The organism is Phytobacter sp. V91 (assembly GCF_965644225.1).
In the GTDB taxonomy this organism is placed as follows: domain Bacteria; phylum Pseudomonadota; class Gammaproteobacteria; order Enterobacterales; family Enterobacteriaceae; genus CBFFRJ01.
The window spans coordinates 1-23797 of the sequence record NZ_CBFFRJ010000029.1; the positions used below are offsets into that span (position 1 = coordinate 1).

At 57.1% G+C, this 23797-nt stretch carries 23 protein-coding genes; 9 read left to right on the plus strand and 14 right to left on the minus strand.

The window, feature by feature from the left end:
• Positions 1 to 99 precede the first annotated feature (99 nt).
• Complete coding sequence (mtnA, locus tag ACSZO4_RS08075; protein ID WP_437888370.1) at positions 100 to 1119, minus strand: S-methyl-5-thioribose-1-phosphate isomerase; 1020 nt, start codon at positions 1117 to 1119, stop codon at positions 100 to 102.
• 106 nt (positions 1120 to 1225) lie between these two features.
• Between mtnA and mtnK the strand changes: the two genes are divergently transcribed.
• A complete protein-coding gene (gene mtnK, locus ACSZO4_RS08080) occupies positions 1226 to 2425 on the plus strand; it encodes an S-methyl-5-thioribose kinase (RefSeq protein ID WP_437888371.1) in 1200 nt (399 codons plus the stop codon).
• 94 nt (positions 2426 to 2519) lie between these two features.
• On the opposite strand, the gene ACSZO4_RS08085 is transcribed toward mtnK, so the two are convergent.
• From ACSZO4_RS08085 to ACSZO4_RS08100, 4 genes are all read right to left on the minus strand, one after another.
• On the minus strand, positions 2520 to 3764 hold the full coding sequence (locus ACSZO4_RS08085; RefSeq protein ID WP_437888372.1) for an LVIVD repeat-containing protein: 1245 nt from the start codon (positions 3762 to 3764) through the stop codon (positions 2520 to 2522).
• Positions 3765 to 3876: 112 nt separating this feature from the next.
• Positions 3877 to 4941 (minus strand): sugar ABC transporter substrate-binding protein, encoded by a 1065-nt coding sequence (locus ACSZO4_RS08090; protein ID WP_437888373.1) that lies wholly within the window; start codon positions 4939 to 4941, stop codon positions 3877 to 3879.
• An 18-nt stretch (positions 4942 to 4959) separates the two neighbouring features.
• The gene (locus ACSZO4_RS08095) at positions 4960 to 5955 is read right to left on the minus strand and encodes an ABC transporter permease (RefSeq protein ID WP_437888374.1); all 996 of its coding nucleotides are present in this window, start codon (positions 5953 to 5955) and stop codon (positions 4960 to 4962) included.
• The gene (locus ACSZO4_RS08100; protein ID WP_437888375.1) at positions 5952 to 7454 is read right to left on the minus strand and encodes a sugar ABC transporter ATP-binding protein; all 1503 of its coding nucleotides are present in this window, start codon (positions 7452 to 7454) and stop codon (positions 5952 to 5954) included. Before ACSZO4_RS08100 ends, ACSZO4_RS08095 begins: the two co-directional genes overlap by 4 nt.
• Positions 7455 to 7614: 160 nt before the next feature.
• Between ACSZO4_RS08100 and ACSZO4_RS08105 the strand changes: the two genes are divergently transcribed.
• A complete protein-coding gene (locus ACSZO4_RS08105) occupies positions 7615 to 8703 on the plus strand; it encodes an oxidoreductase (RefSeq protein ID WP_437888376.1) in 1089 nt (362 codons plus the stop codon).
• Between the two features lies 1 nt (position 8704).
• Here ACSZO4_RS08105 and ACSZO4_RS08110 read toward each other — a convergent pair whose 3' ends face one another.
• A complete protein-coding gene (locus ACSZO4_RS08110) occupies positions 8705 to 9307 on the minus strand; it encodes a TetR/AcrR family transcriptional regulator (protein ID WP_437888377.1) in 603 nt (200 codons plus the stop codon).
• Between the two features lie 94 nt (positions 9308 to 9401).
• Here ACSZO4_RS08110 and ACSZO4_RS08115 point away from each other — a divergent pair, with 94 nt between their 5' ends.
• The 3 genes from ACSZO4_RS08115 to ACSZO4_RS08125 all read left to right on the plus strand — a co-directional run bounded on the left by ACSZO4_RS08115 (position 9402) and on the right by ACSZO4_RS08125 (position 11005).
• Positions 9402 to 10145, plus strand: coding sequence for an SDR family NAD(P)-dependent oxidoreductase (locus ACSZO4_RS08115; RefSeq protein WP_437888378.1), 744 nt, complete (start codon positions 9402 to 9404; stop codon positions 10143 to 10145).
• Positions 10146 to 10323: 178 nt separating this feature from the next.
• A complete protein-coding gene (locus tag ACSZO4_RS08120; RefSeq protein WP_437888379.1) occupies positions 10324 to 10620 on the plus strand; it encodes a type II toxin-antitoxin system RelE family toxin in 297 nt (98 codons plus the stop codon).
• Entirely contained in the window at positions 10601 to 11005 is a 405-nt protein-coding gene (locus tag ACSZO4_RS08125) for a helix-turn-helix domain-containing protein (protein ID WP_437888380.1), read from the plus strand. The genes ACSZO4_RS08120 and ACSZO4_RS08125 overlap by 20 nt, the downstream gene beginning before the upstream one ends.
• Here ACSZO4_RS08125 and ACSZO4_RS08130 read toward each other — a convergent pair.
• The 7 genes from ACSZO4_RS08130 to entC all read right to left on the minus strand — a co-directional run bounded on the left by ACSZO4_RS08130 (position 11002) and on the right by entC (position 18429).
• Complete coding sequence (locus tag ACSZO4_RS08130; RefSeq protein ID WP_437888381.1) at positions 11002 to 11199, minus strand: YbdD/YjiX family protein; 198 nt, start codon at positions 11197 to 11199, stop codon at positions 11002 to 11004. The genes ACSZO4_RS08125 and ACSZO4_RS08130 overlap by 4 nt on opposite strands.
• 46 nt (positions 11200 to 11245) lie before the next feature.
• Entirely contained in the window at positions 11246 to 13351 is a 2106-nt protein-coding gene (gene cstA, locus ACSZO4_RS08135) for a pyruvate/proton symporter CstA (RefSeq protein ID WP_437888382.1), read from the minus strand.
• Positions 13352 to 13608: 257 nt separating this feature from the next.
• Positions 13609 to 14022 (minus strand): proofreading thioesterase EntH, encoded by a 414-nt coding sequence (gene entH / locus ACSZO4_RS08140; protein WP_437888383.1) that lies wholly within the window; start codon positions 14020 to 14022, stop codon positions 13609 to 13611.
• A complete protein-coding gene (entA, locus tag ACSZO4_RS08145) occupies positions 14023 to 14769 on the minus strand; it encodes a 2,3-dihydro-2,3-dihydroxybenzoate dehydrogenase EntA (RefSeq protein ID WP_437888384.1) in 747 nt (248 codons plus the stop codon).
• Positions 14769 to 15620, minus strand: a complete 852-nt coding sequence (locus ACSZO4_RS08150; RefSeq protein ID WP_437888385.1) for an isochorismatase family protein — start codon at positions 15618 to 15620, stop codon at positions 14769 to 14771. Before ACSZO4_RS08150 ends, entA begins: the two co-directional genes overlap by 1 nt.
• Positions 15621 to 15633: 13 nt before the next feature.
• Positions 15634 to 17244 (minus strand): (2,3-dihydroxybenzoyl)adenylate synthase, encoded by a 1611-nt coding sequence (locus ACSZO4_RS08155; RefSeq protein WP_437888406.1) that lies wholly within the window; start codon positions 17242 to 17244, stop codon positions 15634 to 15636.
• A gap of 9 nt (positions 17245 to 17253) precedes the next feature.
• On the minus strand, positions 17254 to 18429 hold the full coding sequence (gene entC / locus ACSZO4_RS08160; RefSeq protein WP_437888386.1) for an isochorismate synthase EntC: 1176 nt from the start codon (positions 18427 to 18429) through the stop codon (positions 17254 to 17256).
• Positions 18430 to 18616: 187 nt separating this feature from the next.
• Between entC and fepB the strand changes: the two genes are divergently transcribed.
• The gene (gene fepB, locus ACSZO4_RS08165) at positions 18617 to 19576 is read left to right on the plus strand and encodes a Fe2+-enterobactin ABC transporter substrate-binding protein (RefSeq protein WP_437888387.1); all 960 of its coding nucleotides are present in this window, start codon (positions 18617 to 18619) and stop codon (positions 19574 to 19576) included.
• 32 nt (positions 19577 to 19608) lie between these two features.
• Here fepB and entS read toward each other — a convergent pair whose 3' ends face one another.
• Positions 19609 to 20871, minus strand: coding sequence for an enterobactin transporter EntS (gene entS / locus ACSZO4_RS08170; RefSeq protein WP_437888388.1), 1263 nt, complete (start codon positions 20869 to 20871; stop codon positions 19609 to 19611).
• Positions 20872 to 20981: 110 nt separating this feature from the next.
• Here entS and fepD point away from each other — a divergent pair, with 110 nt between their 5' ends.
• From fepD to fepC, 3 genes are read left to right on the plus strand one after another with little or no spacing between them, the layout of a single operon-like run.
• A complete protein-coding gene (fepD, locus tag ACSZO4_RS08175; protein ID WP_437888389.1) occupies positions 20982 to 21986 on the plus strand; it encodes a Fe(3+)-siderophore ABC transporter permease in 1005 nt (334 codons plus the stop codon).
• A complete protein-coding gene (fepG, locus tag ACSZO4_RS08180; RefSeq protein ID WP_437888390.1) occupies positions 21983 to 22975 on the plus strand; it encodes an iron-enterobactin ABC transporter permease in 993 nt (330 codons plus the stop codon). Before fepD ends, fepG begins: the two co-directional genes overlap by 4 nt.
• Positions 22972 to 23772 carry an iron-enterobactin ABC transporter ATP-binding protein gene (gene fepC, locus ACSZO4_RS08185; protein ID WP_437888391.1) on the plus strand — a complete coding sequence of 267 codons (801 nt, stop codon included), beginning with the start codon at positions 22972 to 22974 and terminating at the stop codon, positions 23770 to 23772. The genes fepG and fepC overlap by 4 nt, the downstream gene beginning before the upstream one ends.
• Positions 23773 to 23797 lie beyond the last annotated feature (25 nt).

A 23797-nucleotide genomic window follows, 5' to 3' on the forward strand; every position in this document is an offset into this window, starting at 1 on the left:
TGTGGCATCAGGTCAAACACGGTAGCAGTGTACCCGCCTGGTGGCGGGTAACTGAAGTGACTTTAAACATACAAGGGTTGGGGTGAGGGGGATCACCACTCAGCGGGCAAAGAACCCGGCGACGACCTGCTCCGGGGTAACCACGCCGCTATCGAGCACCCAGCCGCTGATCAAAGCGGCTGGGGTGACGTCAAACGCCGGGTTATAGACCTGCGCATTTTCCGGCGCCCACTGCACCGCGCCAAAGCTTCCGGCAACGCCCGTCACTTCAGCAGCAGTACGCTGCTCAATAGGAATCGCCTCTCCGTTCGGGCAGTTCGGATCCAGCGTGGTTTGCGGGGCGGCAACGTAGAACGGAATACCGTGGAATTTTGCCAGTACCGCCAGGGAATAGGTGCCGATTTTATTCGCCACATCGCCGTTGGCGGCAATCCGGTCTGCGCCGACCCATATCGCATCCACCTGCCCTTTTGCCATCAGGCTGGCGGCCATTGAATCGGTGATCAGCTGATAAGGTACGCCCAGCTCGCCCAGCTCCCAGGCCGTTAAGCGACCGCCCTGCAACAACGGGCGTGTCTCATCGACCCAAACGTTAGCTACTTTGCCTTGTTCAAAGGCCAGGGCAATCACGCCCAGCGCTGTGCCGACGCCCGCCGTCGCCAGCCCGCCGGTATTACAGTGGGTAAGCAGACGACTGCCAGGCGTCACCAGAGCGCTGCCCGCCTGCGCGATGCTGGCGCACAGGGCTTTATCTTCTTCAATCAGACGCAACGCTTCTGCCGCCAGCGCCGGAGCAAAATCTTCCTGTGCCAGTGCCAGTTTCATCCGATCGAGGTTGTTCATCAGATTGACGGCTGTCGGGCGTGAGGCTCGCAGCGTCTCCAGCGACTGCGCGAGTTCGTCGCGACTCTCTCCCTTCTCTGCCAGCAACGCCAGTAGCAGGCTGGCGGAGAGGCCAATCAGCGGCGCGCCGCGTACACGTAAGGCATGGATATGCTCCACCAGCAGGGCGACCGAATCCGCAGCCAGCCAGCGCTTCTCCTGCGGCAGTGCCTGCTGGTCGAGAATAAATAACCGGTTGTCTGCAATCCGCAGGCTGGTGGTCTGTAATGTCTGCATAGCGTTAAATCCCTGTTGCGTTGTTGTATCGTATTGTGTCAGGATGAAGTCCGGATGTATAGACGTCTGAATGGCTTTATTAGCATAAGAACATGAGGAACAGGCAATGTCGCAATACCGTACCTTCAACGCCCATGACGCCGTGGCGTATGCACAACAATTTGGTGGCCTGGACAACCCGTCTGAGCTGGTTGAGGCGCAGGAGGTCGGCGACGGAAACCTGAACCTGGTGTTCAAGATTTTTGATAACCAGGGTGTCAGTCGCATCATCGTTAAACAAGCCCTGCCCTATGTGCGCTGCGTCGGCGAATCCTGGCCGTTGACCCTGGATCGCGCCCGTCTCGAAGCGCAAACCCTGGTAGAGCATTACAAACATGCACCGCAGCACACGGTGCACATCCTCCATTACGACCCGGAACTGGCGGTGATGGTAATGGAAGATCTCTCCGATCACCGAATCTGGCGCGGCGAACTGATTAAAAACAATTACTACCCGCAGGCAACACGCCAGTTAGGGGAGTATCTGGCGCAAACCCTGTTCCACACCAGCGATTTTTACCTGCATCCACATGTAAAAAAAGCCCAGGTTGCGCAGTTTATTAACCCGGAAATGTGCGAAATCACCGAAGATCTGTTCTTCAACGATCCCTACCAGATCCATGAGCGTAATAACTATCCAGCCGCGCTGGAAGCGAATGTCGACGCCCTGCGTCAGGATGCTGAACTGAAACTGGCGGTCGCCGCCCTTAAGCACCGTTTCTTCTCCCACAGCGAAGCCCTGCTGCACGGCGATATTCATAGCGGCTCGATTTTTGTCGCCGACGGCAGCCTGAAAGCCATCGACGCGGAGTTCGGCTACTTCGGGCCGATTGGCTTTGATCTGGGAACCGCCATTGGCAACCTGCTGCTGAACTATTGCGGCCTGCCAGGCCTGCTTGGCATCCGCGACGCCGCAGCAGCTCGCGAACAGCGTCTTTTGGACATTCAGCAATTGTGGACCACCTTTGCAGAACGCTTCCAGGCGCTGGCTCGCGAGAAGAGCCGCGATGCCGCCCTTAGCGTGCCGGGTTATGCATCAGAATTCCTGAAAAAAGTGTGGGTCGATGCGGTGGGTTTCTGCGGTACGGAATTGATTCGCCGCACCGTAGGGCTGTCTCACGTGGCCGATATTGACACCATTGCCGATGAAGAGATGCGCCATGAGTGCCTGCGCCACGCCATTTCACTGGGCAAAGTGCTGATCCTGATTGCCCCACGCATTGAAAACGTGGAAGAGCTGATTGCCAGAGTGCGCCAGTACAGTTAAGTGCGGTCACCCGGATGGCAACGAGGCCTGTCCGGGCACTGTTTTTCTCCCTCTCCCCGTGGGAGAGGGCCGGGGTGAGGGCATCAGGCCGCACTCACCCCAGATACTCAATCACCGACAAGCCGCCGTTGTAATCCGTGCTGTAGATAATCCCCTGCGCATCCACAAACACATCGCATGACTGAATCACCTGTGGTCGCCCTGGACGCGTATCCATCATCTTCGCCGGCGCGGCTGGCACCAGTGCGCCGGTCTCAACCGGACGATACGGGTTAGAAATATCATACGCCCGCACGCCAGCGTTCTGGTAAGTGGCGAAAATCAACGTTGAGCTGATAAAGCTGCCAGGACGGTTTTCGTGCAGATTATGCGGCCCGAAGTGCGCCCCTTTCGCCACATAGTCAATCTCGTCCGGCTGTGGGAAGGTGGAAATACTCACCGGGTTCGCCGGTTCACGGATATCGAACAGCCAGATAAGCTTCTCGCCATCTTCCTGATTATCGAGTACCGCTTCATCCAGCACCACCAGCAGGTCACGGTCCGGTAACGGCAATGCGGTATGAGTACCGCCGCCAAACGGTGGGCTCCAGTTACGGTGGCTGATAAGCTTCGGCGCAGTACGGTCTTTCACATCCAGCAGCGTCAGGCCGCCGTCACGCCAGCTACCGTAGGCGGTATCGCCCGCGATAATGGCGTGGTGCAGCGCATAGCGTTTGCCTGCTTCCCAGTCCGGCGTTTCACCTGCCGCCTGGTTCATCCCCGGCAGCCACCAGCGCCCTGCCACTTCAGGTTTACGCGGATCGGCCAGGTCGATAGTCAGGAAAATGTAGTCACTAAAGCCGTCAATCAGCGCGGAAACATAGGCCCAGCGCCCGCCCACATACCAGATGCGGTGAATGCCGATGCCATTGAGCGACAGGAAACTAATCTCACGCGGCTTGTCCGGCGTGGAGATATCAAAAATACGCAGCCCGGCGCTCCAGCCTTTGTCCTGTACATCGCTGACGGTATCGCCCACCGAACGGGTGTAGTAGACCTTTTCATCAGCAAAGCGGGCGTCGGCAAAGAGATCGCGGGCGTTGATCACCAGCAGAAGGTCGTCATGCGCCTGCAGGTGCACATTCCAGGTGCCGGGCGGCGCCGGTACATAGCCTGCGGGTTTCGGGTTTTTAGGATCGCGTACATCGACGATAGAGAAGCCTTGCGAGACCATATGGCCGATATACGCAAAGCCACGGTGCACCATCAGCTGTACGCCGTCGGGGCGGCCACCCTGGTCGCTATGACCGATCAGCCGCATGTTGCGGCTAAATTCCGGGCGTGGAAGTTCTGTTGCCATTGTGATTCCTTTTTAAGCCGGGGTGCGGTTTGTGGCCCTCACTCCGGCCCTCTCCCACGGGGAGAGGGAGAAAAGCAATCCCCCTCAGGTGAGAGAGGGAGAAAAGCGTCCGTTACTTCGCTTTCGCTTCCAGCGTGGCGAACCACGGGGCGATAAAGTCTTCGGTCTGGCCCCAGCCTGGGATGATTTTCGCCAGCGATGCCACGTTCACCGCACCAGGCTGTGCTGCCAGCAGCGCCTGAGGAATAGCCGCGGCTTTAAAATCATAGGTTGCAGGGGTCGACTCACCGGCAATCTTGTTGGCGATCAGGCGCACGTTGGTGGCACCAATCAGTTTCGGATCCACCGCCACGCTCACTTTCCACGGGCTGTTGGACTCACGCATCAGCTGCAGATCCTGGTTGGAAACGTCAATGCTGTAGAGTTTGATCTCGGTGCGACCGTTCTCTTTCAGCGCTTTGTACGCCCCCTGGCTAAAGGCATCCCAGGTTCCCCAGATTGCATCGATCTGCCCTTTCGGGTATTTCGCCAGTACCGCGCCTACTTTGTTGGCAGTGTCGCCCTGGACGTCGGAAGAGACTGCGCCAATGGATTCCAGCTCTTTAATGCCCGGATACTCTTTCAGCAGTTCAGCATAAGCCGCCTGGCGACGCTCCATCGGCGGGAAACCAGCAACCCACAGTTTGATGATATTGGCTTTGCCATTAAAGTCTTTCGCCAGTGCGCCAAAGGAGAGTTTGGTCAGGGAGGCGTCATCCTGCTGAGTGACAGTCACGCCCGGAATTTCACCGTTAACGGCGGTATCAAAGACCGATACTTTAATACCGGCATCAACCGCTTTTTTAATCAGCGCGGTGGAGTACGGATCGCGCCCCTGAGACAGGATAATCCCGTCATATTTCTGGGTAATGGCCTGGTTAATAAAATCCTGGAACTTAGCGTCATCGCCGTTGCTCAGGAAAGTACTCACTTTGAAGCCCAGCTTTTTGCCTTCCTGCAACGCGCCGGAGACAAACTGCGTGGTGTTGTCATCAGAACCAAGGTTACGAATCAATGCAATGCGAATCGGGCCGTTGTGGCTGGCAATCGCGTCCGGAATAGGTGCTGGTGTTGCCGCATAACCTGGCAGAGCGCTCAGTAATCCCAGCGTCAGTAAAGAGAGTGCTACCTTTTTCATCTGTTATCCCCTGAATAATTAACGACGCTGGAAGTAAGTCAACGCAAGGGCACCGGCCAGCACCAGCCCCTTAATAATGTCCATGGCGTAATACGGCACCGAGAGCATCACCAGTCCGTTTGACAGCACGCCGAGAATGACCGCTCCGACCAGCGTACCGAGCGCATTGGGTTTACCGGAACCGGCGAGAGAGAAACCAATCCATGCTGCCGCCACGGCATCCATCAGATAGCCGCCACCGGCGTTCACCTGGGAGGAACCGATACGCGAGGCCAGCAGAATGCCGCCAAGCCCGGCCAGCAACGAGGCAATCACATAGGCCGCCACTTTGTAGCGGGTGGTACGAATGCCGGATAAGCGCGCCGCTTCCGGGTTGCCGCCAATGGCGTACATCCGGCGACCGTGAGTGGTGAGCGACAGGCCAAGCTGCGCCACAACCGTCACCACCAGCATAATGATAACAATGGTCGGCACCTGCCCCAGCAGGCCAAAGGCCTCCGGAATCAACCCTTCAGCCATCTCGCCGCTCGGCAGCACCATGTTCTGGGTGATGGACCCGCCGTAGCTGTAAGTCATCGCCACACCCTGAATAACAAACAGGCTGCCGAGGGTGGCAAGCATGTCGGGAATACGCAGCACCACAATCAGAAATGCGTTGAACAGGCCAACCAGCGTACACAGCGCCAGGGTCACCAGAATGGCTTCGGTGGTGCCAAAGCCATGCCAGACAAACAGCGAAATCACCAGCGAGTTAGCGAGTGATGCGGTGGAGCCAACCGAGAGGTCAAAACCGCCGATGGTCAGTGAAATCGATACCCCAACCGCGATCACCGTAACGATAGCGATTGAACGTAAGATATTGATGATATTAAAGGGATCGAGAAAGTTATCCGACGCCAGGCCAAAAATGGCAACCAGAGCGACAACGGTCAGCAACATGCCCCATTTATAGAGAAAATCAAAAAATTGCTGACGGGATGACACCGCAGCCTTAACTGAAAGGGCTTTGCTCACGCTGCCGTTCCTCCGGTGGAAAAATAAAGTAATGTCTCTTCGCGGGCCTCCTCGCCCTTCACTTCTGCAACAATGCGCCCATCCCAGAGCACACAAATACGGTCGCACAGGCCCACCAGTTCGGAAAACTCCCCGGAGGCATAAATCACGCCCTTGCCTTCCCGGGCCAGCCCGTCAATCAGCTGGAACAGGTCGGTTTTGGCTTTGACGTCGACCCCTTTGGTCGGTTCGTCAAAAATCACCACGTTGGCGTTGCCGCGCAGCCATTTACCGATGGCTACTTTCTGCTGATTACCGCCGGAAAGGCGGCGTAGCTGCTGACCTGGGCCGGTAGTACGCACACCAACGCGGGCAATCACTTCCTGCGCCCAGCGCCAGGCCTGGCGATGACCAAACAGACTCCAGCGCGAGAAGGTGTTGTCCGCGCTGACGGCAAGGTTCATAACAACAGGCTCTTCGATAAAGATGCCCTCTTTACGCCGCTCTTCCGGCACCAGCGCCAGCCCACGGATAACCGAATCCGCCGGATCGCGCGGCCGCCAGGGCTGGCTGTTAAGCTCGCCGCGCACCACGCTGCTTTTATTCGCGCCGAACAGCGCTTTGCATAATTCAGTTTTTCCCGCCCCGGCAAGGCCGGCAATACCGAGAATTTCCCCTTTGCGCAGACGCAGAGAGATATCTTTCAGCAGCTGCGCGTCATGCAGACCATCAATACTCAGCAGCACCTCATCGCTATGAGGCGGGCGACGCGGCGGGTAGATATCACTCAGTTCATGGCCGAGCATCTTCTCGACGATTTGCTCCCCGGACAGCTCAGCCATCGGGCCGGATTCAATCAGTTTGCCGTCGCGCAGTACGGTCAGGGTGTCGCAAATCGCTTTCAGTTCATGAATACGGTGGGAGATAAAGACCACCCCGATCCCCTGTTTTTGCAGGCGGCGGACCACGGTGAACAAGCGCTCACTTTCATGTTGATCGAGAGGCGCCGTAGGTTCGTCGAGGATCAGAAACCGACAATGGTGGGAGAGCGCACGGGCCAGCAAAATTTGCTGCTTCTCTGCCAGCGTGCAGGTGTCGATAACCCGGCGCACGTCCATGGCGACATCCAGCTGCGCCAGCGCCTCCTGCGCAAGCTTACGCATCTCGCCCCAGCGCCAGGTATGCCCCGGCTCAGCCAGTCTGTCCAGCATGATGTTTTCGGCAATCGAGAGACCAGGGATCAGCGCCACATCCACTTCCTGCTGCACCAGATGAATACCCAGTTGTTTGGCGTCACGCGGAGTTCGAATGGAGACCGGCTGGTTATTGATAACGATTTCGCCTTCGTAGTGATCATGCGTGCCGCATAACACTGCCATCAGGGTCGATTTACCCGCGCCGTTAGCCCCCGTGAGTGCATGAACTGAACCGCCTCGCAGGGAAAAATCGACTTGCGACAATGCGTTAAATCCGCCAAACGCCAGGCTAATTGTGCGCATTTCGAGGTGGTGAGTGCTCATCTGACGCGAGTTCCTGATTAATAAGTTTATTTGATGAATTTTTCATAGCCCGCCTTGACTGGCAACGACAGAAAAGGCATAAGATAAAGCTAAATAATATTAGCCATCCGGATGTCCAGACATAACATCAGGCTAGCGATAGTACACAAGGACACAACAAATGAGCAACACTAATATTCGCGTCGTCACCGGCCCGGCCAATTATTTCTCTCATGCGGGCAGTCTTGCCCATCTCCATGACTTCTACACGCCTGAACAACTCTCCCGCGCGGTGTGGATTTACGGTGAGCGAGCCATTGAAGGCGCGCGTCCGTTCCTGCCGGAAAGTTTTAACGCTGAGGGAGCAAAGCATCTGTTGTTTAAAGGCCATTGCAGCGAACACGATGTGGCGGAACTGGCTCAGTTATCCGGTGACGATCGGGCAGTGGTGATTGGCGTGGGCGGCGGCGCATTGCTGGATACCGCTAAAGCCGTGGCGCGCCGTCTGGGCTTACCGGTGGTGGCTATCCCGACAATTGCCGCTACCTGTGCGGCCTGGACGCCGCTTTCTGTCTGGTACAACGATGCCGGTCAGGCCCTGCACTTTGAAATCTTTGACGATGCCAATTTCCTGGTGCTGGTGGAGCCGGAAATCATTCTCAATGCCCCGGCGGAATATCTGCTGGCGGGGATCGGCGATACCCTGGCGAAGTGGTACGAAGCTGTAGTGCTGGCGCCACAACCGGAGAACCTGTCGCTCACCGTGCGGCTTGGCATTAATAATGCGCTGGCGATCCGTGATGTGTTGCTTGAGCGCAGTGAAGAAGCGTTAGCGGATCAGGCACGTGGGGAAGTGACGCAGGCGTTTCGCGACGTGGTGGATGCGATCATTGCCGGTGGCGGTATGGTCGGCGGTCTGGGCGAGCGTTACACCCGCGTTGCCGCCGCCCATGCGGTGCATAACGGCTTAACCGTGTTGCCGCAGACGGAAAAATACCTCCACGGCACCAAAGTGGCCTACGGGATCCTGGTACAAAGCGCCCTGCTCGGTCAGGATGACGTGCTCACACAGTTAGTGAACGCCTGGCAGCGCTTTAACCTGCCGACCACGCTGGCGGCGCTGGATGTGGACATCAACAATCATGAAGAACTGAACCGGGTCATTGCTCACACCCTGCGCCCGGTAGAGACTATTCACTATCTGCCGGGAGAAATAAGCCCGGCAACGCTGCGCGCGGCCTTTGAAAAAGTGGAATATTTCTCCCGCTAACTCAGGCAGGCCATAACACCATGGCCATACGTGCAATACTCAGCAGCGTTTCACGGCCCGCACCGTCGCGGGCCTGAATCGACATCCCTTGCTGAACGCTGATATAGAGACGCGTCAGGGCTTCTACGTCCACCGAATCAGGTAAATCGCCCTGTTTCTGCGCCTGCGCCAGCCGCGCTTTTAACAGATCGATACCACTTTCCCGTAGTCGACGAACCAGCGTCCCCAGCCTGTCGTGACCTTCACTGCCTACCGCCGACAGCGTAACCATACAGCCGTGCGGCATGTCGTTTTGCGTCAGCATCTCAGCAGAGCGTTCAAGCCACAGCCACACCGCCTGACGCGGCGAAGGCTCGGTGGTCATATGCCCCCAGATACGCGGCGCAACGGACTGTTCGTAGTGCAGCAAAACCTCTTCGTATAAATCTTCTTTGCTGCCGAACGCCGCATAGAGACTGGGAGATTTAATGCCCATCGTCTCGTACAGATCGTTCATTGATGTCGCAGTATAGCCCTTCTGCCAGAAGATTTTCATCGCCTGGTTCAGGGCTTCAGTGCGTTCAAATTCGCGTGGTCTTCCCCGGCTCACGGTGGCCTCCAACATTTTGTGCTGATCGGTATATTAATACTATTGACGGCATCATGAAAGTCCGTCTAACTTAATTATGTATCAATCGACACATAATTAAGGAGTCACCATGTCATTTTCACTTGCAGGTAAACGCGCGCTGGTTACGGGCGCAAGTCGTGGTCTGGGTAAAGCTATCGCATTGTCACTAGCGCGGGCTGGTGCCGATGTGGCTATTACCTTTGAAAAATCAGCCGAAAAAGCTGAGATTGTCGCCGATGAAATTCGCGCCCTCGGGCGCAACGGCACCGCCATTCAGGCCAACAGCGCCAGCCCGCAGGCCATTCGTCAAGCGGTTGCCGCAACGGTCGAAAGGTTAGGTGGGCTGGATATTCTGGTCAACAACGCCGGAATCGCCCGTGGCGGGCCGCTGGAAGAGATGTCTGATGAAGATATCGATGCGTTAATCAATGTGAATATTCGCGGCGTGGTGATTGCCACCCAGGCGGCCCTTCCTCATCTTCAGGAAGGTGGTCGTATCATCAATATCGGCAGTTGCCTTGCTAACCACGTGCCGTTGCCCGGAATTGCGGTCTACTCAATGACCAAATCCGCCTTAAATTCTCTGACCCGAGGTCTGGCGCGCGATCTTGGCCCACGCGGGATCACCGTAAACCTGGTTCACCCCGGCCCGACGGACAGCGATATGAACCCGGCAGATGGTGAAGGCGCGGAAACCCAGCGCCAGCTGATTGCCCTTGGGCACTACGGTAAGGCGGAAGATATCGCCGAGGCAGTTACCTTCCTGGCAAGCCCGGCGGCAAAACATATCACCGGAACCGGGATTGATGTGGACGGGGGCGCGAACGCCTGATACTGGCAGGTGCCTCTGTCGTCCGGCAGAGGCACTTTCGAGCGGCCTAGAAGAAACAAAGCACCCTTCTTTATCAGCAGATTCTCTTCTGTAAAATCGACAATATAAGAAATAATGAGGTTATCTAATAATCTTATTATTTACTTATATCCTATTGAAGCGTACAGTGGAGGTCGAGATGGTTATTTTATGGTCACGGAATGCCGTAAGAGCGTTTTCCAGGATAGATATTCGCTATCAACAACGGATTGAAGAGAAGTTATCCCGGCTGGACGACAAGTCTGCACCTCCGCCTGATATCAAAAAACTGTCCGTACCCGAGGGACACTATCGATTGAGAGTAGGTGAATATCGAATCATCTTCACCCAGCAAGAGGGAATCGGTGATACCTGCTATATCGTGGCGGTAAAGCGCAGAACCTCAACGACTTATCTGCACGAGGAGAGAATGCCCTATGGCAGTTCAATTTATTAAGGATGATGAAGGGAAAACACAGTATGTGGTCATTCCCTATAACGAATACTTTCGTATGTGTTTGAAAATGGCCGAACTCGATGATGAAACGGATGAGGATCTGGAAGAAATCGATGACGAGCACGATGAATACGATGATGTCCCACTGCCGGATGTCGTCTGCCGAATTATGACCCGTGATAATGTCAGCCTGCAGGCAGCCTGGCGTATCCACCGCGGGTTATCGCAACAAGAAGTGGCGGACAAGCTGGGTATCAGCCAGTCGGCAGTCTCGCAGCTTGAATCCGTGGACTCACGTCCGCAAAAACGCACCCGTGAAAAACTGGCAGCCCTTTACGGCTGCACTCAGGAACAAATCAGTCTGTATTTACCCAAAGAGGATTAACAGCACTTCGCGCCGCCTTTGCCGCCGTAGCGCGCGTCCTGTCGCTCGCGGAAGAACTCTTCGTAAGTCATCGGCGTCTGCTCCGGATGGGTGATGCGAATATGCTCAACGTAGTTGTCATAATCCGGTACGCCAATCATCATTTTGGCCGCCTGACCTAAGTATTTGCCTGCTTTTGATAAGGTGTCGAACATACTTCCTCACGCTTTACCCTCCCCCGAAAGGGAGGGTAAGAGTTAATTAATGTGCGCTTTTCGCCTGAGTCACAATCTCATCGAGATTTTCCGGCATCGGCTCATAGGGCCTTTCCATTGACGTTGGCTTGTCGGTTTTCAACGAGGCCAGCGCAGTTTTCACCGAATAGAACGCTAGCACGACCACAACCACCATAAAGAAGATGGTCAGCCCGGCATCAAGACGGTTGTTAAACACCAGTTGCGAGAGCTGCGACTGGGTGTACTGTGCCGGAATATTACCACTGTCGATCATCGCCTGGAACTTATTGGCTATCGCCAGGAAGCCGACTTTGTTGTCCGGACTAAAGGCTTTCTGCCAGCCCGCGGTCAGAGTACAAATCAGCAGCCAGGCCGTTGGCAGCAGAGCAACCCATGCATACCGCTGGCGTTTCATTTTGAACAGTACCACTGCACACAGCATCAGCGCCATACCGGCCAGCATCTGGTTAGCAATCCCGAACAGCGGCCACAGCGTATTGATACCACCCAGAGGATCAACAACCCCCTGGTGCAGGAAGTAACCCCAGGCCAGCACACACAATGCCGTTGCCATCAGGTTTGCGGGTAACGAGTCGGTGCGTTTCAGCCCCGGCGAGATCACCCCCAGCAGATCCTGGAGCATAAAGCGAGCGGCACGGGTACCGGCATCCACCGCCGTGAGGATAAACAGGGCCTCGAACAGGATGGCGAAGTGGTACCAGAACGACACATCCATCATGCCACCAAGCGCGCCGTGGAGGATATACGCCATCCCCACCGCCAGCGTTGGCGCCCCGCCTGCGCGTGAGATAATCGACTGTTCACCCACCTCGTCAGCGATATTTTTCAACGCTTCCGGGGTGATGCTAAAGCCCCAGCTGCTGACCACCTGCGCCGCCGAAGCAACAACATCGGTAGTCCCTGCCGGTGCCATTACCGCCATCGGGCTGTTCATCGCAAAGTAAACGCCTGGATCGATGATACAGGCCGACACCAGCGCCATGATCGCCACGAAGGACTCCATCAGCATACCGCCGTAGCCGATAAAGCAGGCCTGACCTTCATTGGCCAGCATTTTCGGCGTGGTACCGGACGAGATCAGCGCATGGAAGCCAGAAACCGCGCCACAGGCGATAGTAATAAACAGGAACGGGAACAGGTTGCCTGTCCACACCGGCCCGGTGCCATCGACGAATTTGGTCAGCGCGGGCATGGTCAGCGTAGGGCGCATGATCAGAATACCGATTGCCAGACCAATAATGGTGCCGATTTTCAGGAAGGTTGAGAGGTAGTCACGCGGGGCCAGCAGCAGCCACACCGGCAGTACCGCCGCCACAAAACCGTAGCCCACCAGCATCCAGGTCAGTTGCACGCCGGTAAAGTCAAAATACGGCGCCCAGGTCGGGCTTTCTGCCACCCAGCCACCTGAGATAATCGCAAAAATCAGGAAGAACAGGCCAATCACCGAGACTTCGCCGATGCGCCCAGGGCGCAGGTAGCGAATATAAATGCCCATAAAGATCGCCAGCGGAATGGTAAAGGCGACGGTGTAAGTTCCCCACGGGCTGTGGGTCAAGGCTTTAACCACGATCATCGCCAGCACCGCCAGGATAATCACCATGATCATAAAGGTCGCTACCAGGGCAATGACTCCGGCGGTCGGCCCCATCTCCTCTTTAACCAGCTCACCCAGAGAGCGGCCATCGCGGCGGGTGGAGACAAACAGCACCATAAAGTCCTGCACTGCCCCCGCCAGCACGACGCCAGCAAGGATCCAGATCATGCCCGGCAGATAGCCCATCTGAGCCGCCAGTACCGGCCCCACTAGCGGACCTGCGCCTGCAATCGCCGCAAAATGGTGACCGAACAGCACTTTTTTATCAGTAGGTACATAATCCAGCCCGTCATTATGACGAACGGCTGGCGTCATGCGAGTTGGGTCGACTGCCAGCACGTTTTTGGCGATATATAAGCCATAAAAACGATAAGCAATCAGATAGATACAGACTGCGGCAACAACAATCCACAGGGCGTTGATCTGTTCACCGCGATTAAGCGCGATGTAGCCCAGAGCAAACGCCCCAACAACGGAGAGTAATGCCCAAATTAGGTATTTCCCTGAGTTATTCATAGCGATTATCCGTGTGCGTAAAAGGAGATGTTACATTTTGTTTCTAGAACAAATCGCTAAATTTAACAACATTGAAACATCGAAATTTCGTTATAAAACCGGGCATTTACATAACAGTGCTACGCGGATCACTTATGGGACGAATATGAATGAGAACAGAGGGTAAGAATGAGAGGACTGAGGGGATAAAATTTGCAGGAAGGTGCGGCCTTTGCCCTCATCTTCACCTTAAAGGGCGAAGATGAGGGGTAACCCAGCTAGCCGATCACCGCGGTACTCAACCGGCAGGTGCAGCAGCGTCGATCCTTTTCATCGAAGACCACAATCTCCCAGCTCTGGTTCTGACGGCCCAGATGCAGCGGCTGGCAACGCGCGCGCACTTTGCCCTGGGATACAGCCCGGTGATGGGTGGCGTTAAGCTCGGTTCCTACCACGCACTGCCCGTCGCTGGTCATCATATATCCGGCCATCGACCCCAGGGTTTCGGCCAGCGCGGCAGATGCGCCGCCGTGTAGCAGCCCGAACGGCTGATGGGTACGGGCATCAACCGGCATCTCCGCTTCGAGAAAATCATCACCCAGCCGGGTATAGACAATCCCCAGGTGCGCCACCAGCGTACTGGCACTGGTAGCATTGAGCTCATCAAGGGTTAAATGACGTTTCCAGATCATTTACGCCCCCAGGGTCGAGCCGCCATCCACCACAATATCCTGTAGCGTGATATGGCTGGCATAGTCGGATGCGAGGAACAAAATAGTGCTGGCAATCTCCTGCGGGCGGGCAATTTTGCCCAGCGGAATGCCGAGCTTAAACTGCGCGCCAAAGCCGGCAATACGTTGCTGTTCAGCATCGCTGCTGGTCCACAGCGTGCGCTGCATATCGGTATCGGTTGAGCCAGGTGAAACAATATTGGCCCGCACGCCGCTTGCCGCCAGCTCAAGACCGACCGTCAGCGCCAGGCTTTTCAGCGCCGCTTTGGAGGCGCCGTAAGCGCTCATACCAATCCGCGGCGTATGCGCGGCGTCAGACGCGACGGTAACGATCGCCCCGCCCTGCTGCTGACGAAACTGCGCCATGGTCGCCTGGAACAGATTAAATGCCCCGCCGACGTTCACCGCAAACGTCTGCTGCCAGTCATCCTGGCTCAGCGTATCCGTCGCCCCCATGCGCAAAATCCCTGCCGCGTTGACCAGCACATCCAGCCGAGCGCTTTGTGCCAGCACACGCGGGCAAACCTGGGCGACCTGCGCGGCGTCGGCAACGTCCAGTACTTCGGTGGCGAAGGGATAATCCTGTTGCTCAAAGGCCAGGTCAAAACCAGTGACCTGTGCGCCCGCTTTTGCGAACGCCAGCGCCGTAGCATAACCAATACCTTTACCGGCCCCGGTCACCCATACCGTCTTCCCTGCAAAATCCATTATTTGACCTCGCGGGAGAGCAGCGCCCACCAGGCATCAATGGTTGGATTCTTCGCCAGCATGACAAAATCGATATCGCCATGCACTTTCCGCCAGCGGGCGGCCAGCGCCATCATGCGCACCGAATCCAGACCATAATCAATCAGATTTTCATCGTCGAAAGGTTCATCTGACTCATCGAGCAATGGCAAAATTAGCGCCCGCAGCGCGGCTTTACTGGTGGGTACCGGCAACAGCGCTTCGGTCATCACGACCCGCCCGGAACGCCCCGCCACATATTTAAGCGACATCAGGTGCTCTTCACGGCTGAAGTCTGCCAGCGCGTCTGCCACCATAAACGGCTTGATATCACGCATAAACGCATCCGTGGCGGTGGTCATACAGCCAATATGCGCATAAACGCCGGTAATGATGAGCTGGTTACGCCCGGTTTCTTTGAGCATCTGCTCCAGCGGCGAGCGGTGGAAAGCGCTGTAACGCCATTTCACCAGCACCGTATCAGCTTCATCCGGCGCAAGAGCGGCAACGATTTGTTGCTGTTCAGGTGAGCGGGTTAAACCCGGCCCCCACATATCATTGAGCAGCGCACGATCATCATCGCTTTGCTCCTTCGGCTGTGCGGTGTAATACACCGGAATATTGTGTTGCTTACAGAACTGGCGCAGGGCGGCAATATTGGCGACCACTTTTTCCATCATCGGGCAGTTATCGCCCCAGAAGTTGAGGAAATACTCCTGCATATCATGGATCAGTAAAGCGGCGCGCTCAGGCTCAAAGGCCCATTGCACTTTATTTTCCGGAAGATCGTTCGCGGTCGGCAGTGCGTAGCCGGTCAGTTTTGGAATAGCCATTTTTTTCTCCTCGTTACGCCTGCGCGCGTTGCGCCAGCGCCTGACGTAATTGTTTCTTATCGACTTTGCCCACCGGGGTCAGCGGCAGCGCGTCCAGACACTCAACGCGATCTGGCAGTTTAAAATCGGCCACGCCCTGCTCCCTAAGGAAGCGGCGGATCTCGACGGCACGCACCGGTTGTTTCACCACCAGATACGCACAGCTTTTCTCACCCAGCAGGCTGTCTTCCATGCTGACCAGAGCCGCATGGATCACCGCATCGTGGCGCAGCAGCAAATTCTCAATCTCTTCTGCGGCAATCTTCTCGCCGCCGCGGTTGATCTGATCTTTCTCGCGTCCCTGCACGGTGATATAGCCGTCTTCATCAATGGCAATCAGATCCCCTGAGCAGTAAAAACCGTTGGCATCGAAGGCGCTGGCATTGTGTTCCGGGCTGTTGAAATAGCCCCGGAAGGTGTAAGGCCCGCGCGTCATCAGGCGACCCACCTCACCACGCGGCAGCGGATTGCCGTTCTCATCGGCCACCCAGACTTCATCATCCGGGCACATCGGGCGGCCCTGGGTGTTAAAAATACGCTCCGGGGTATCGTCCAGCGCCGTGTAGTTCACCAGCCCTTCAGCCATGCCGAAGACCTGCTGCAACTGGCAGCCGATTTCACTCGTTATCCTTGCGGCCAGAGTCGCGGAAAGGCGCGCGCCACCGACCTGCAACAGTTCCAGGGTTGCCAGTTGCCCGTTTCCGGCCCCTTCAGCAATCGCCTGCAGCCACAGGCTGACCGCAGGCGGCACCAGCGAGATGACGTTGATACGATGCTGTTCAATCAACGGGAAACAGAGCGTCGCGCTGGGATCGTGAGCCAGCACGACCACACCGCCAGCCAGAAACACCCCCAGCGATCCCGGGGAGCTCATCGCATAGTTGTGCGCGGCGGGCAGCGCATTCAGGTAACGGGTATTCGCGGTGATGCCGCAAATCTCGTTACTGCGGCGAATGCTGTAGTAATAGTCGTTATGGGTACGGGGAATCAACTTGGGCGTACCGGTACTGCCGCCGGAAAGCTGGAAAAAGGCCACTTCATCGGCAGCGGTTGGCGTCTGGGTGTAATCCAGCGCAGTCGCGGCAATCAGTGGCGACAATGCCTTGTCACTGCTGTCATTGAGCAGCAGACTTACCCGTAAGGAGGGGTGCTCTGCGGCAAAATCAGTCAGGAATGCGTCGGTTGCGAAGAGGCTATGCGCACGGTCGGCAATCAGCAGGACGGGCTTAATTTGCGCCGCATAGGCGTTCAGTTCCGTACGCTGATGGCTGAACAGGGCGTTAACGGGAACAGCCCCCATTTTCAGCAGTGCAAAGAAGGTAATGTAAAACTCAGCCACATTGCCAAGCTGCACCAACGCCGTTTCTCCGCGCTGGATCCCTTTTGCTTTCAGCGCACTGGCCAGATTACTGGCAGCCTGGTCTAACTGCTGATAAGTAAACTCCCGCTCGCCATCAATCACCGCCACCGCATCGCTGTGGGCATGGCGGGTTAACATGTCGGTCATCGGCAGATCCAGCCAGTAGCCTTTTTCACGGTAACGGGTGGCGAACTCTTCAGGCCAACGGGTAAATTGAACGGTCATCATCGCTCCTTAATGCAGGCCAAAGACGTTAAGCATGGTGGACAGTTTGACGCCGGTTTCGCGCCACTCCGCCGCCGGAGAAGAGGCAGGCACAATGCCTGCGCCGGCAAACAGTCGAACCTGATTCTCATGAATACGCGCACAGCGAATAGTGACCACCCACTCGCCATTACCGTCGGCATCACACCAGCCGACAATACCGCCAAAGAGTTCACGTTCGAACGGCTCAAGCTCCGCAATCAATTTTTTAGCAACCAGATGCGGGAAACCGCTCAGGGCTGGCGTCGGATGGAGCAGGCACGCCAGGGTCAGCGCGTTTTCTCCCGCCATCGCTGTTCCTTCAATCGGGGTGGCAAGGTGCCACAGAGTCGGGGTGGTCACCAGCTGCGGCGAGTCGGGTAAGGTCAGATTGTGGCTGCGCGTTTGCAGCACCGTCTTCATCGCCTGAGTCACCAGCGCATGTTCATGGCGATCTTTTTCCGAGGCCAGCAGTCTGTTACCGGCTTCGCGATCCAGCATGTCGTCCGGCTGACGGCGCGCGGATCCCGCCAGCGGCAGTGAGCTAAAGTGCGCTCCGTCTTTACGCAGCAGCAATTCAGGGCTGGCGCCGAGCAACACCGCACCGCTGGTCAGTGGGACATGGAAGTTAAAGCTGGCGGGATTCTGGGCAATCAGGCGCTCAAGCAGGATCCCACTGTCAATACGGCCATCGGTGGCAATATCAATCAGCCGCGACAGGACAATTTTGTCCACTTCCGGGGTCGCCGTCAGGGCTGCGCCGCGGGCGACCATATCCATAAAGATGTCCTGCTCCGGTATCGCCGTTCGCGCAGTCACCTCCGGCGTCTCATGGCTGGAGAAGTAGCGTGATGAGCGCTGCTTAGAGGGGCGAGAAAAGGTCTGCCAGGATGCCGGAATAAAAAGCTCAGAAGGCTGAGTGGTATCAAAGGGAATCGCCCCTACCACGATCGGCCTGGCAATTCCCTGCGCTTTTGCCCCGGCAAAGGCCTGCGCAAGTTTCTGCTGGAATGTGCTGCCCGGATTATCCCCTGCCACCGCTGGCTCACTGATACGGGTAAAGCACCCGGACGTGGTGAAACTGCGAAATGGCGACATAAAGAAAAACTGGTCAGGCGCCAGCGTATTTGCGGCCTGCTGAACCTCTTCAGCCAGTGACGTATCCATATCATTCTCCAGAAACGTTCGATAAATTACGAATGATTATCATTTGAATTTCGGGACGGTAAGCTAAAACTAATGCGTCAGGGTGTCAACCGCAGCGCATTCTGCTGTTGGCGCTAACGCTTGCATACATCACCACCAACGATGAAAATGAGAAGCATTAACCTCAACAAAAACAGGATGCGATTTCGTGACTCTCCCTTCGATATGCCGTAAAGCCCTCGTAATGCTGGGTATTATTGTTTTAGGACTAACCTCAGCACTGGCTGCTGACTGGCCACGCCAGGTGACCGACAGTAAGGGCAGCCACACCCTTGAACAAAAACCTCTGCGTATTGTGTCAACCAGCGTAACGCTGACTGGCTCACTACTCGCTATTGATTCACCGGTTGTCGCCAGCGGCGCAACCACGCCGAATAACCGTTTTGCTGACGACCAGGGGTTCCTGCGCCAATGGAGCGACGTCGCCAAAAAACGCCAGCTGGCACGGATCTATATTGGTGAACCCAATGCCGAAGCGGTGGCCGCACAAATGCCGGACCTGATCCTCATCAGCGCAACCGGCGGTGACTCAGCCCTTGCACTGTATGACCAGCTCTCCGCCATCGCCCCCACCCTGGTGATTAACTACGACGATAAAAGCTGGCAGGATCTGCTGACCCAACTGGGCACCATCACCGGCCAGGAGACACAAGCCGCGGCACGTGTTGCCGAATTCGACCAGCAACTGGCTGACGTAAAAACAAAAATGACGCTGCCCCCCCAACCGGTAACGGCCCTGGTCTATAACCCTGGCGCGCATAACGCCAACCTGTGGACTCAGGACTCCGCACAGGGCAAATTGCTGGCGCAACTGGGCTTCAAGCTCGCCACGCTGCCGGAAGGGCTGAACACCAGTAAGAGCCAGGGTAAACGCCATGACATCGTACAACTGGGCGGTGAAAACCTGGCAAGCGGCCTCAATGGTGAAGCGTTATTCCTGTTCGCCAGCGATCAGAAAGATGCCGATGAACTCAGTTCCAACCCGCTGCTGACCCATTTGCCGTCAGTGCAAAACAAACGGGTTTACGCGCTGGGCGCAGAAACCTTCCGTCTCGATTACTACAGCGCCACTCTGGTGTTACAACGCCTGTCAGCCCTGTTTGACTGATAACAACGGCTGCTGCCCCTGCCGGATAGCGCTTACGCTTTTCCGGTCTGGGGCGCTTCAACAGGCGCCGGGGGCTGCTGGCGGAAACGACGCAGCTCAACCAGTACCAGGGTTAACATCACCCCAGCCATCGCCAGCACAAAACCACTGCTGCTGGCTGAGGCCATTGGAGTCATCACCACACTCAGCCCGCCTAACAGAGCAGCGCCGATGGCATCGCCGGTGACGTTTTGCGCGGTCCATAAACCATTAATGCGCCCAAGCATTGACTCCGGCGTCTGTGTCTGAAGCAGCGTGTACTGCAGCAAGGAGCTGATGGCGCTCAACCAGCCAAACAGCACCAGGAACAATGCGCCTGCCGCCCACCAGGGCATCAGGCTGAAAAGACCAATCGCCACAAAGGCACCCACGGTCGTCCCCAGCATCAACAGACCCGGGCGCGCGTGCTGCGCCAGCCTTCCGCTGGTTAACGCGCCTGCCGCCGCGCCGAGCGGTATCGCGGCATACAGCAGACCAATTTGCGCTGCCGACATCTGCCAGCTCATTGCCAGCGCCGGGTAAAGCACCCGCACCGCGCTTGCCATCGTCAATAAGCCGCCCAACAGCGCAATGCCGCCAATCAGCGGGCTATTGAGCAGAAAACGAAAACCTGCCACCAGCGAGGTCAGCGGATGCTCACGCGGCTGCGGCGGAGGAGGCAGCATCGGCAGGCTGAGCAACGGAAGCAGAGTGATAAACGACCCCGCCGCCGCCAGTCCGTAGTTCCAGGCCACGCCGCCGGTCGCCAGCAATAAGCCGCCGCACATGGGGGAGATAACCGAGCCAAGCCGTACCGTCAGCATGGTGATCGCCCCGGCCTGCATTAAGTTTTCACGCCCGACCAGCGCAGGCGTCGCCGCCAGCAATGCGGTGACCCCCAGCGAAGCAAAGAAGCCGTCCCACACGCCGAGTAAATAGATAGCCAGCAGTGAAGGCTCCGGCAGCAAGGCGTTCAGCCACAGGCCAATAAAACCCACGCCGCAGGTGCTGCGGGCAATCAGGATCAGTTTTTTACGTTCATAACGGTCAGCCAGCACGCCACCGGCCATCAGCCCCACAAACATGGCGCTGCCGGTCAGGGTTACCGCAAGGCCCACCTGCCAGCTTGACTGCGTCATCGCCTGAATCTGTACCGGTACAGCAACACCCAGTAAACCCAACGACAAAATAGAGATAAAACGGGCAAGAAATACGGCGCGAAAGGCCGGATGCGTTCGTAACAGGCTGAGATTGAGCAGCCGGGATTGTCGGTTCATTACAACGCCTTAACACAATCTTTTTTTATTCATTCCAGGGCGTGCATGGTAACATATTCAAACAAGATCGATAACGATAATTAGTATCATTATCAACTCAGGGAAATTCTATGTCGTTTTCCACTCACCCGACACGGATTATCACCGTCGTCGGGTTGTTGATATTGCTCGTTACAGCCATGGCGCTCAGCCTCTTCCTCGGCGCAAAAGCAATGTCCCCCGGCGTGGTGCTGGATGCTTTTACTGGCGTCTGCCAGAGCGCTGACTGCACCATCATTCGCGATGCCCGTCTGCCACGCACGCTGGCCGGTTTACTGGCAGGCGGCGCACTGGGGATCGCAGGCGCCCTGATGCAAACGCTCACCCGCAACCCCCTTGCCGACCCGGGCTTGCTCGGCGTCAACTCCGGCGCCAGTTTCGCTATTGTGGTCGGCGCCGCGCTCTTTGGCGCAGCCTCTCCGGTAGAGCAACTGGGGCTGGCTTTTTGCGGTGCGTTGAGCGCCTCTTTACTGGTGGCCTTTACCGGCAGCGCAGGCGGCGGGCAGTTAAGCCCGGTAAGACTGACCCTTGCGGGCGTAGCGCTTGCAGCGGTGCTGGAAGGCCTCTCCAGCGGTATTTCACTGCTTAATGCGGACGTGTATGACCAGCTTCGTTTCTGGCAGGCAGGCTCGCTGGATATTCGCACCCTGCAAACCCTGAAAATCGTACTGCTCCCCGTACTGCTGGCGACGGCTGCGGCATTGCTTTCCGCCCGGGCGCTGAACAGCCTGAGTCTTGGCAGCGACACCGCCACCGCACTGGGCAGCAAAGTGGCGCAAACCCAACTGCTGGGGCTTATCGCCATCACGGTACTGTGCGGCAGCGCGACGGCGGTGGTTGGGCCGATTGCCTTTATCGGTTTAATGATGCCACATCTCGCGCGTTGGATGGTGGGCGCGGACCACCGCTGGTCTTTACCGGTCACGCTGATTGCCACCCCAACGCTGCTGCTGTTCGCCGATATCATTGGCCGTTTCCTCGTTCCGGGCGAGTTACGCGTCTCCGTGGTGAGCGCGTTTATCGGCGCGCCGGTGCTGATTGTGCTGGTCCGGCGTCTGCGTGGAGGTGGCCGATGATCGCCCCTTCACGTCGTCTTATCTTCAGTTGCCTGCTGATGATTCTCGCCAGTATTGCGCTGGCCCTGTGGGGGCTGCGCAGCGGCGCGGTGGTGCTCAGCGTTGAGCAAGTCCTTGATGCCCTCAGCGGTAAAGCGCCGCGCACCCTGCAACTGGTGGTCACCGAATGGCGCCTGCCCAGGGTATTTCTCGCTCTGCTGATAGGGGCCGCACTGGGTATCAGCGGCGCTATTTTCCAGTCACTGATGCGCAACCCGCTGGGTAGCCCGGACGTGATGGGTTTTAATACCGGCGCCTGGAGTGGAGTACTGGTGGCCATGGTTCTCTATGGTCAGCACTTAACCGCGATCGCGCTGGCCGCGATGGGAGGAGGTATTCTGACCTCCGTTATCGTCTGGCTACTCGCCTGGCGAAACGGGATTGAAACCTTCCGCCTGATAATCGTCGGCATCGCCGTTCGCGCCATGCTGGTGGCCTTTAACACCTGGCTTTTGATGCATGCCTCACTGGAAACCGCCCTCTCCGCTGGATTATGGAACGCGGGATCGTTAAACGGCCTGACCTGGGCGAAGACGTTGCCCTCGGTGCCGATGATTTTCGCCATGTTTGTCTTTGCCACCCTGCTCTCCCGTCGCCTGCGACTGCTGGAGATGGGCGATGACAGCGCCTGTGCGTTGGGGGTCAGCGTCGAGCGCTCCCGCCTGTTGCTGATGCTGGTTGCCGTGGTACTGACCGCCTCGGCAACCGCCCTTGCCGGGCCGATTTCGTTTATCGCCCTGGTGGCGCCGCACATTGCCCGTCGCGTCAGCGGCACCGCGCGCTGGGGACTCACCCAGTCCGCACTCTGCGGAGCCGTGTTGCTGTTGCTTGCCGACCTCTGCGCCCAGCAGCTATTTATCCCTTATCAGTTACCCGTGGGCGTCGTCACCGTCAGCCTTGGCGGCATTTACCTTATTGCCTTGTTGATTCAGGAGTCCCGCAAAAAATGACCGATACCGCAGCCCGTTTGCGTGGTGAAAACTTAACCCTGAGTTACGGTAAGAAGATGGTTGCCAGCGAGCTGAGCGTTGCCATCCCCAACGGCCACTTCACTGCCATTATCGGGCCAAATGGCTGTGGCAAATCGACTCTGCTACGCACGCTCAGCCGCCTGATGACCCCGGAACAGGGCCATGTCTATCTTGATGGCGAGCAGATCCAGCGCTTTGCCAGCAAAGAGGTGGCACGCCGCGTTGGCCTGCTGGCGCAGAATGCCACCACGCCGGGCGATATCACCGTCCAGGAACTGGTCGCCCGTGGGCGTTATCCGCACCAGCCACTGTTTACCCGCTGGCGCAAGGAAGATGAAGCCGCGGTTATGCGGGCGATGCGGGCCACCGGCGTCGACAGTCTGGCGACACAAAGTGTGGATACCCTCTCGGGAGGTCAACGTCAGCGCGCCTGGATAGCCATGGTACTGGCCCAGGAGACGGCCATCATGCTGCTTGACGAGCCCACCACCTGGCTGGATATCAGCTATCAGATTGACGTGCTGGAGCTGCTGAGTGATTTGAACCGTGAGCAGGGCTATACCCTGGCTGCGGTGCTGCACGATTTAAACCAGGCCTGTCGTTATGCCACCCATCTGATTGCACTGCGTGATGGTAAGATTGTGGCCCAGGGCGCGCCAAAAGAGATTGTGACCCCGGCCTTTATCGAAGCGGTATACGGTTTGCGCTGTATGATCATTGACGATCCGGTGGCGCACACGCCGCTGGTGGTGCCGCTGGGTAAATACGCGATTTAAGCCCTCTTCCCGGGAAGAGGGCGTT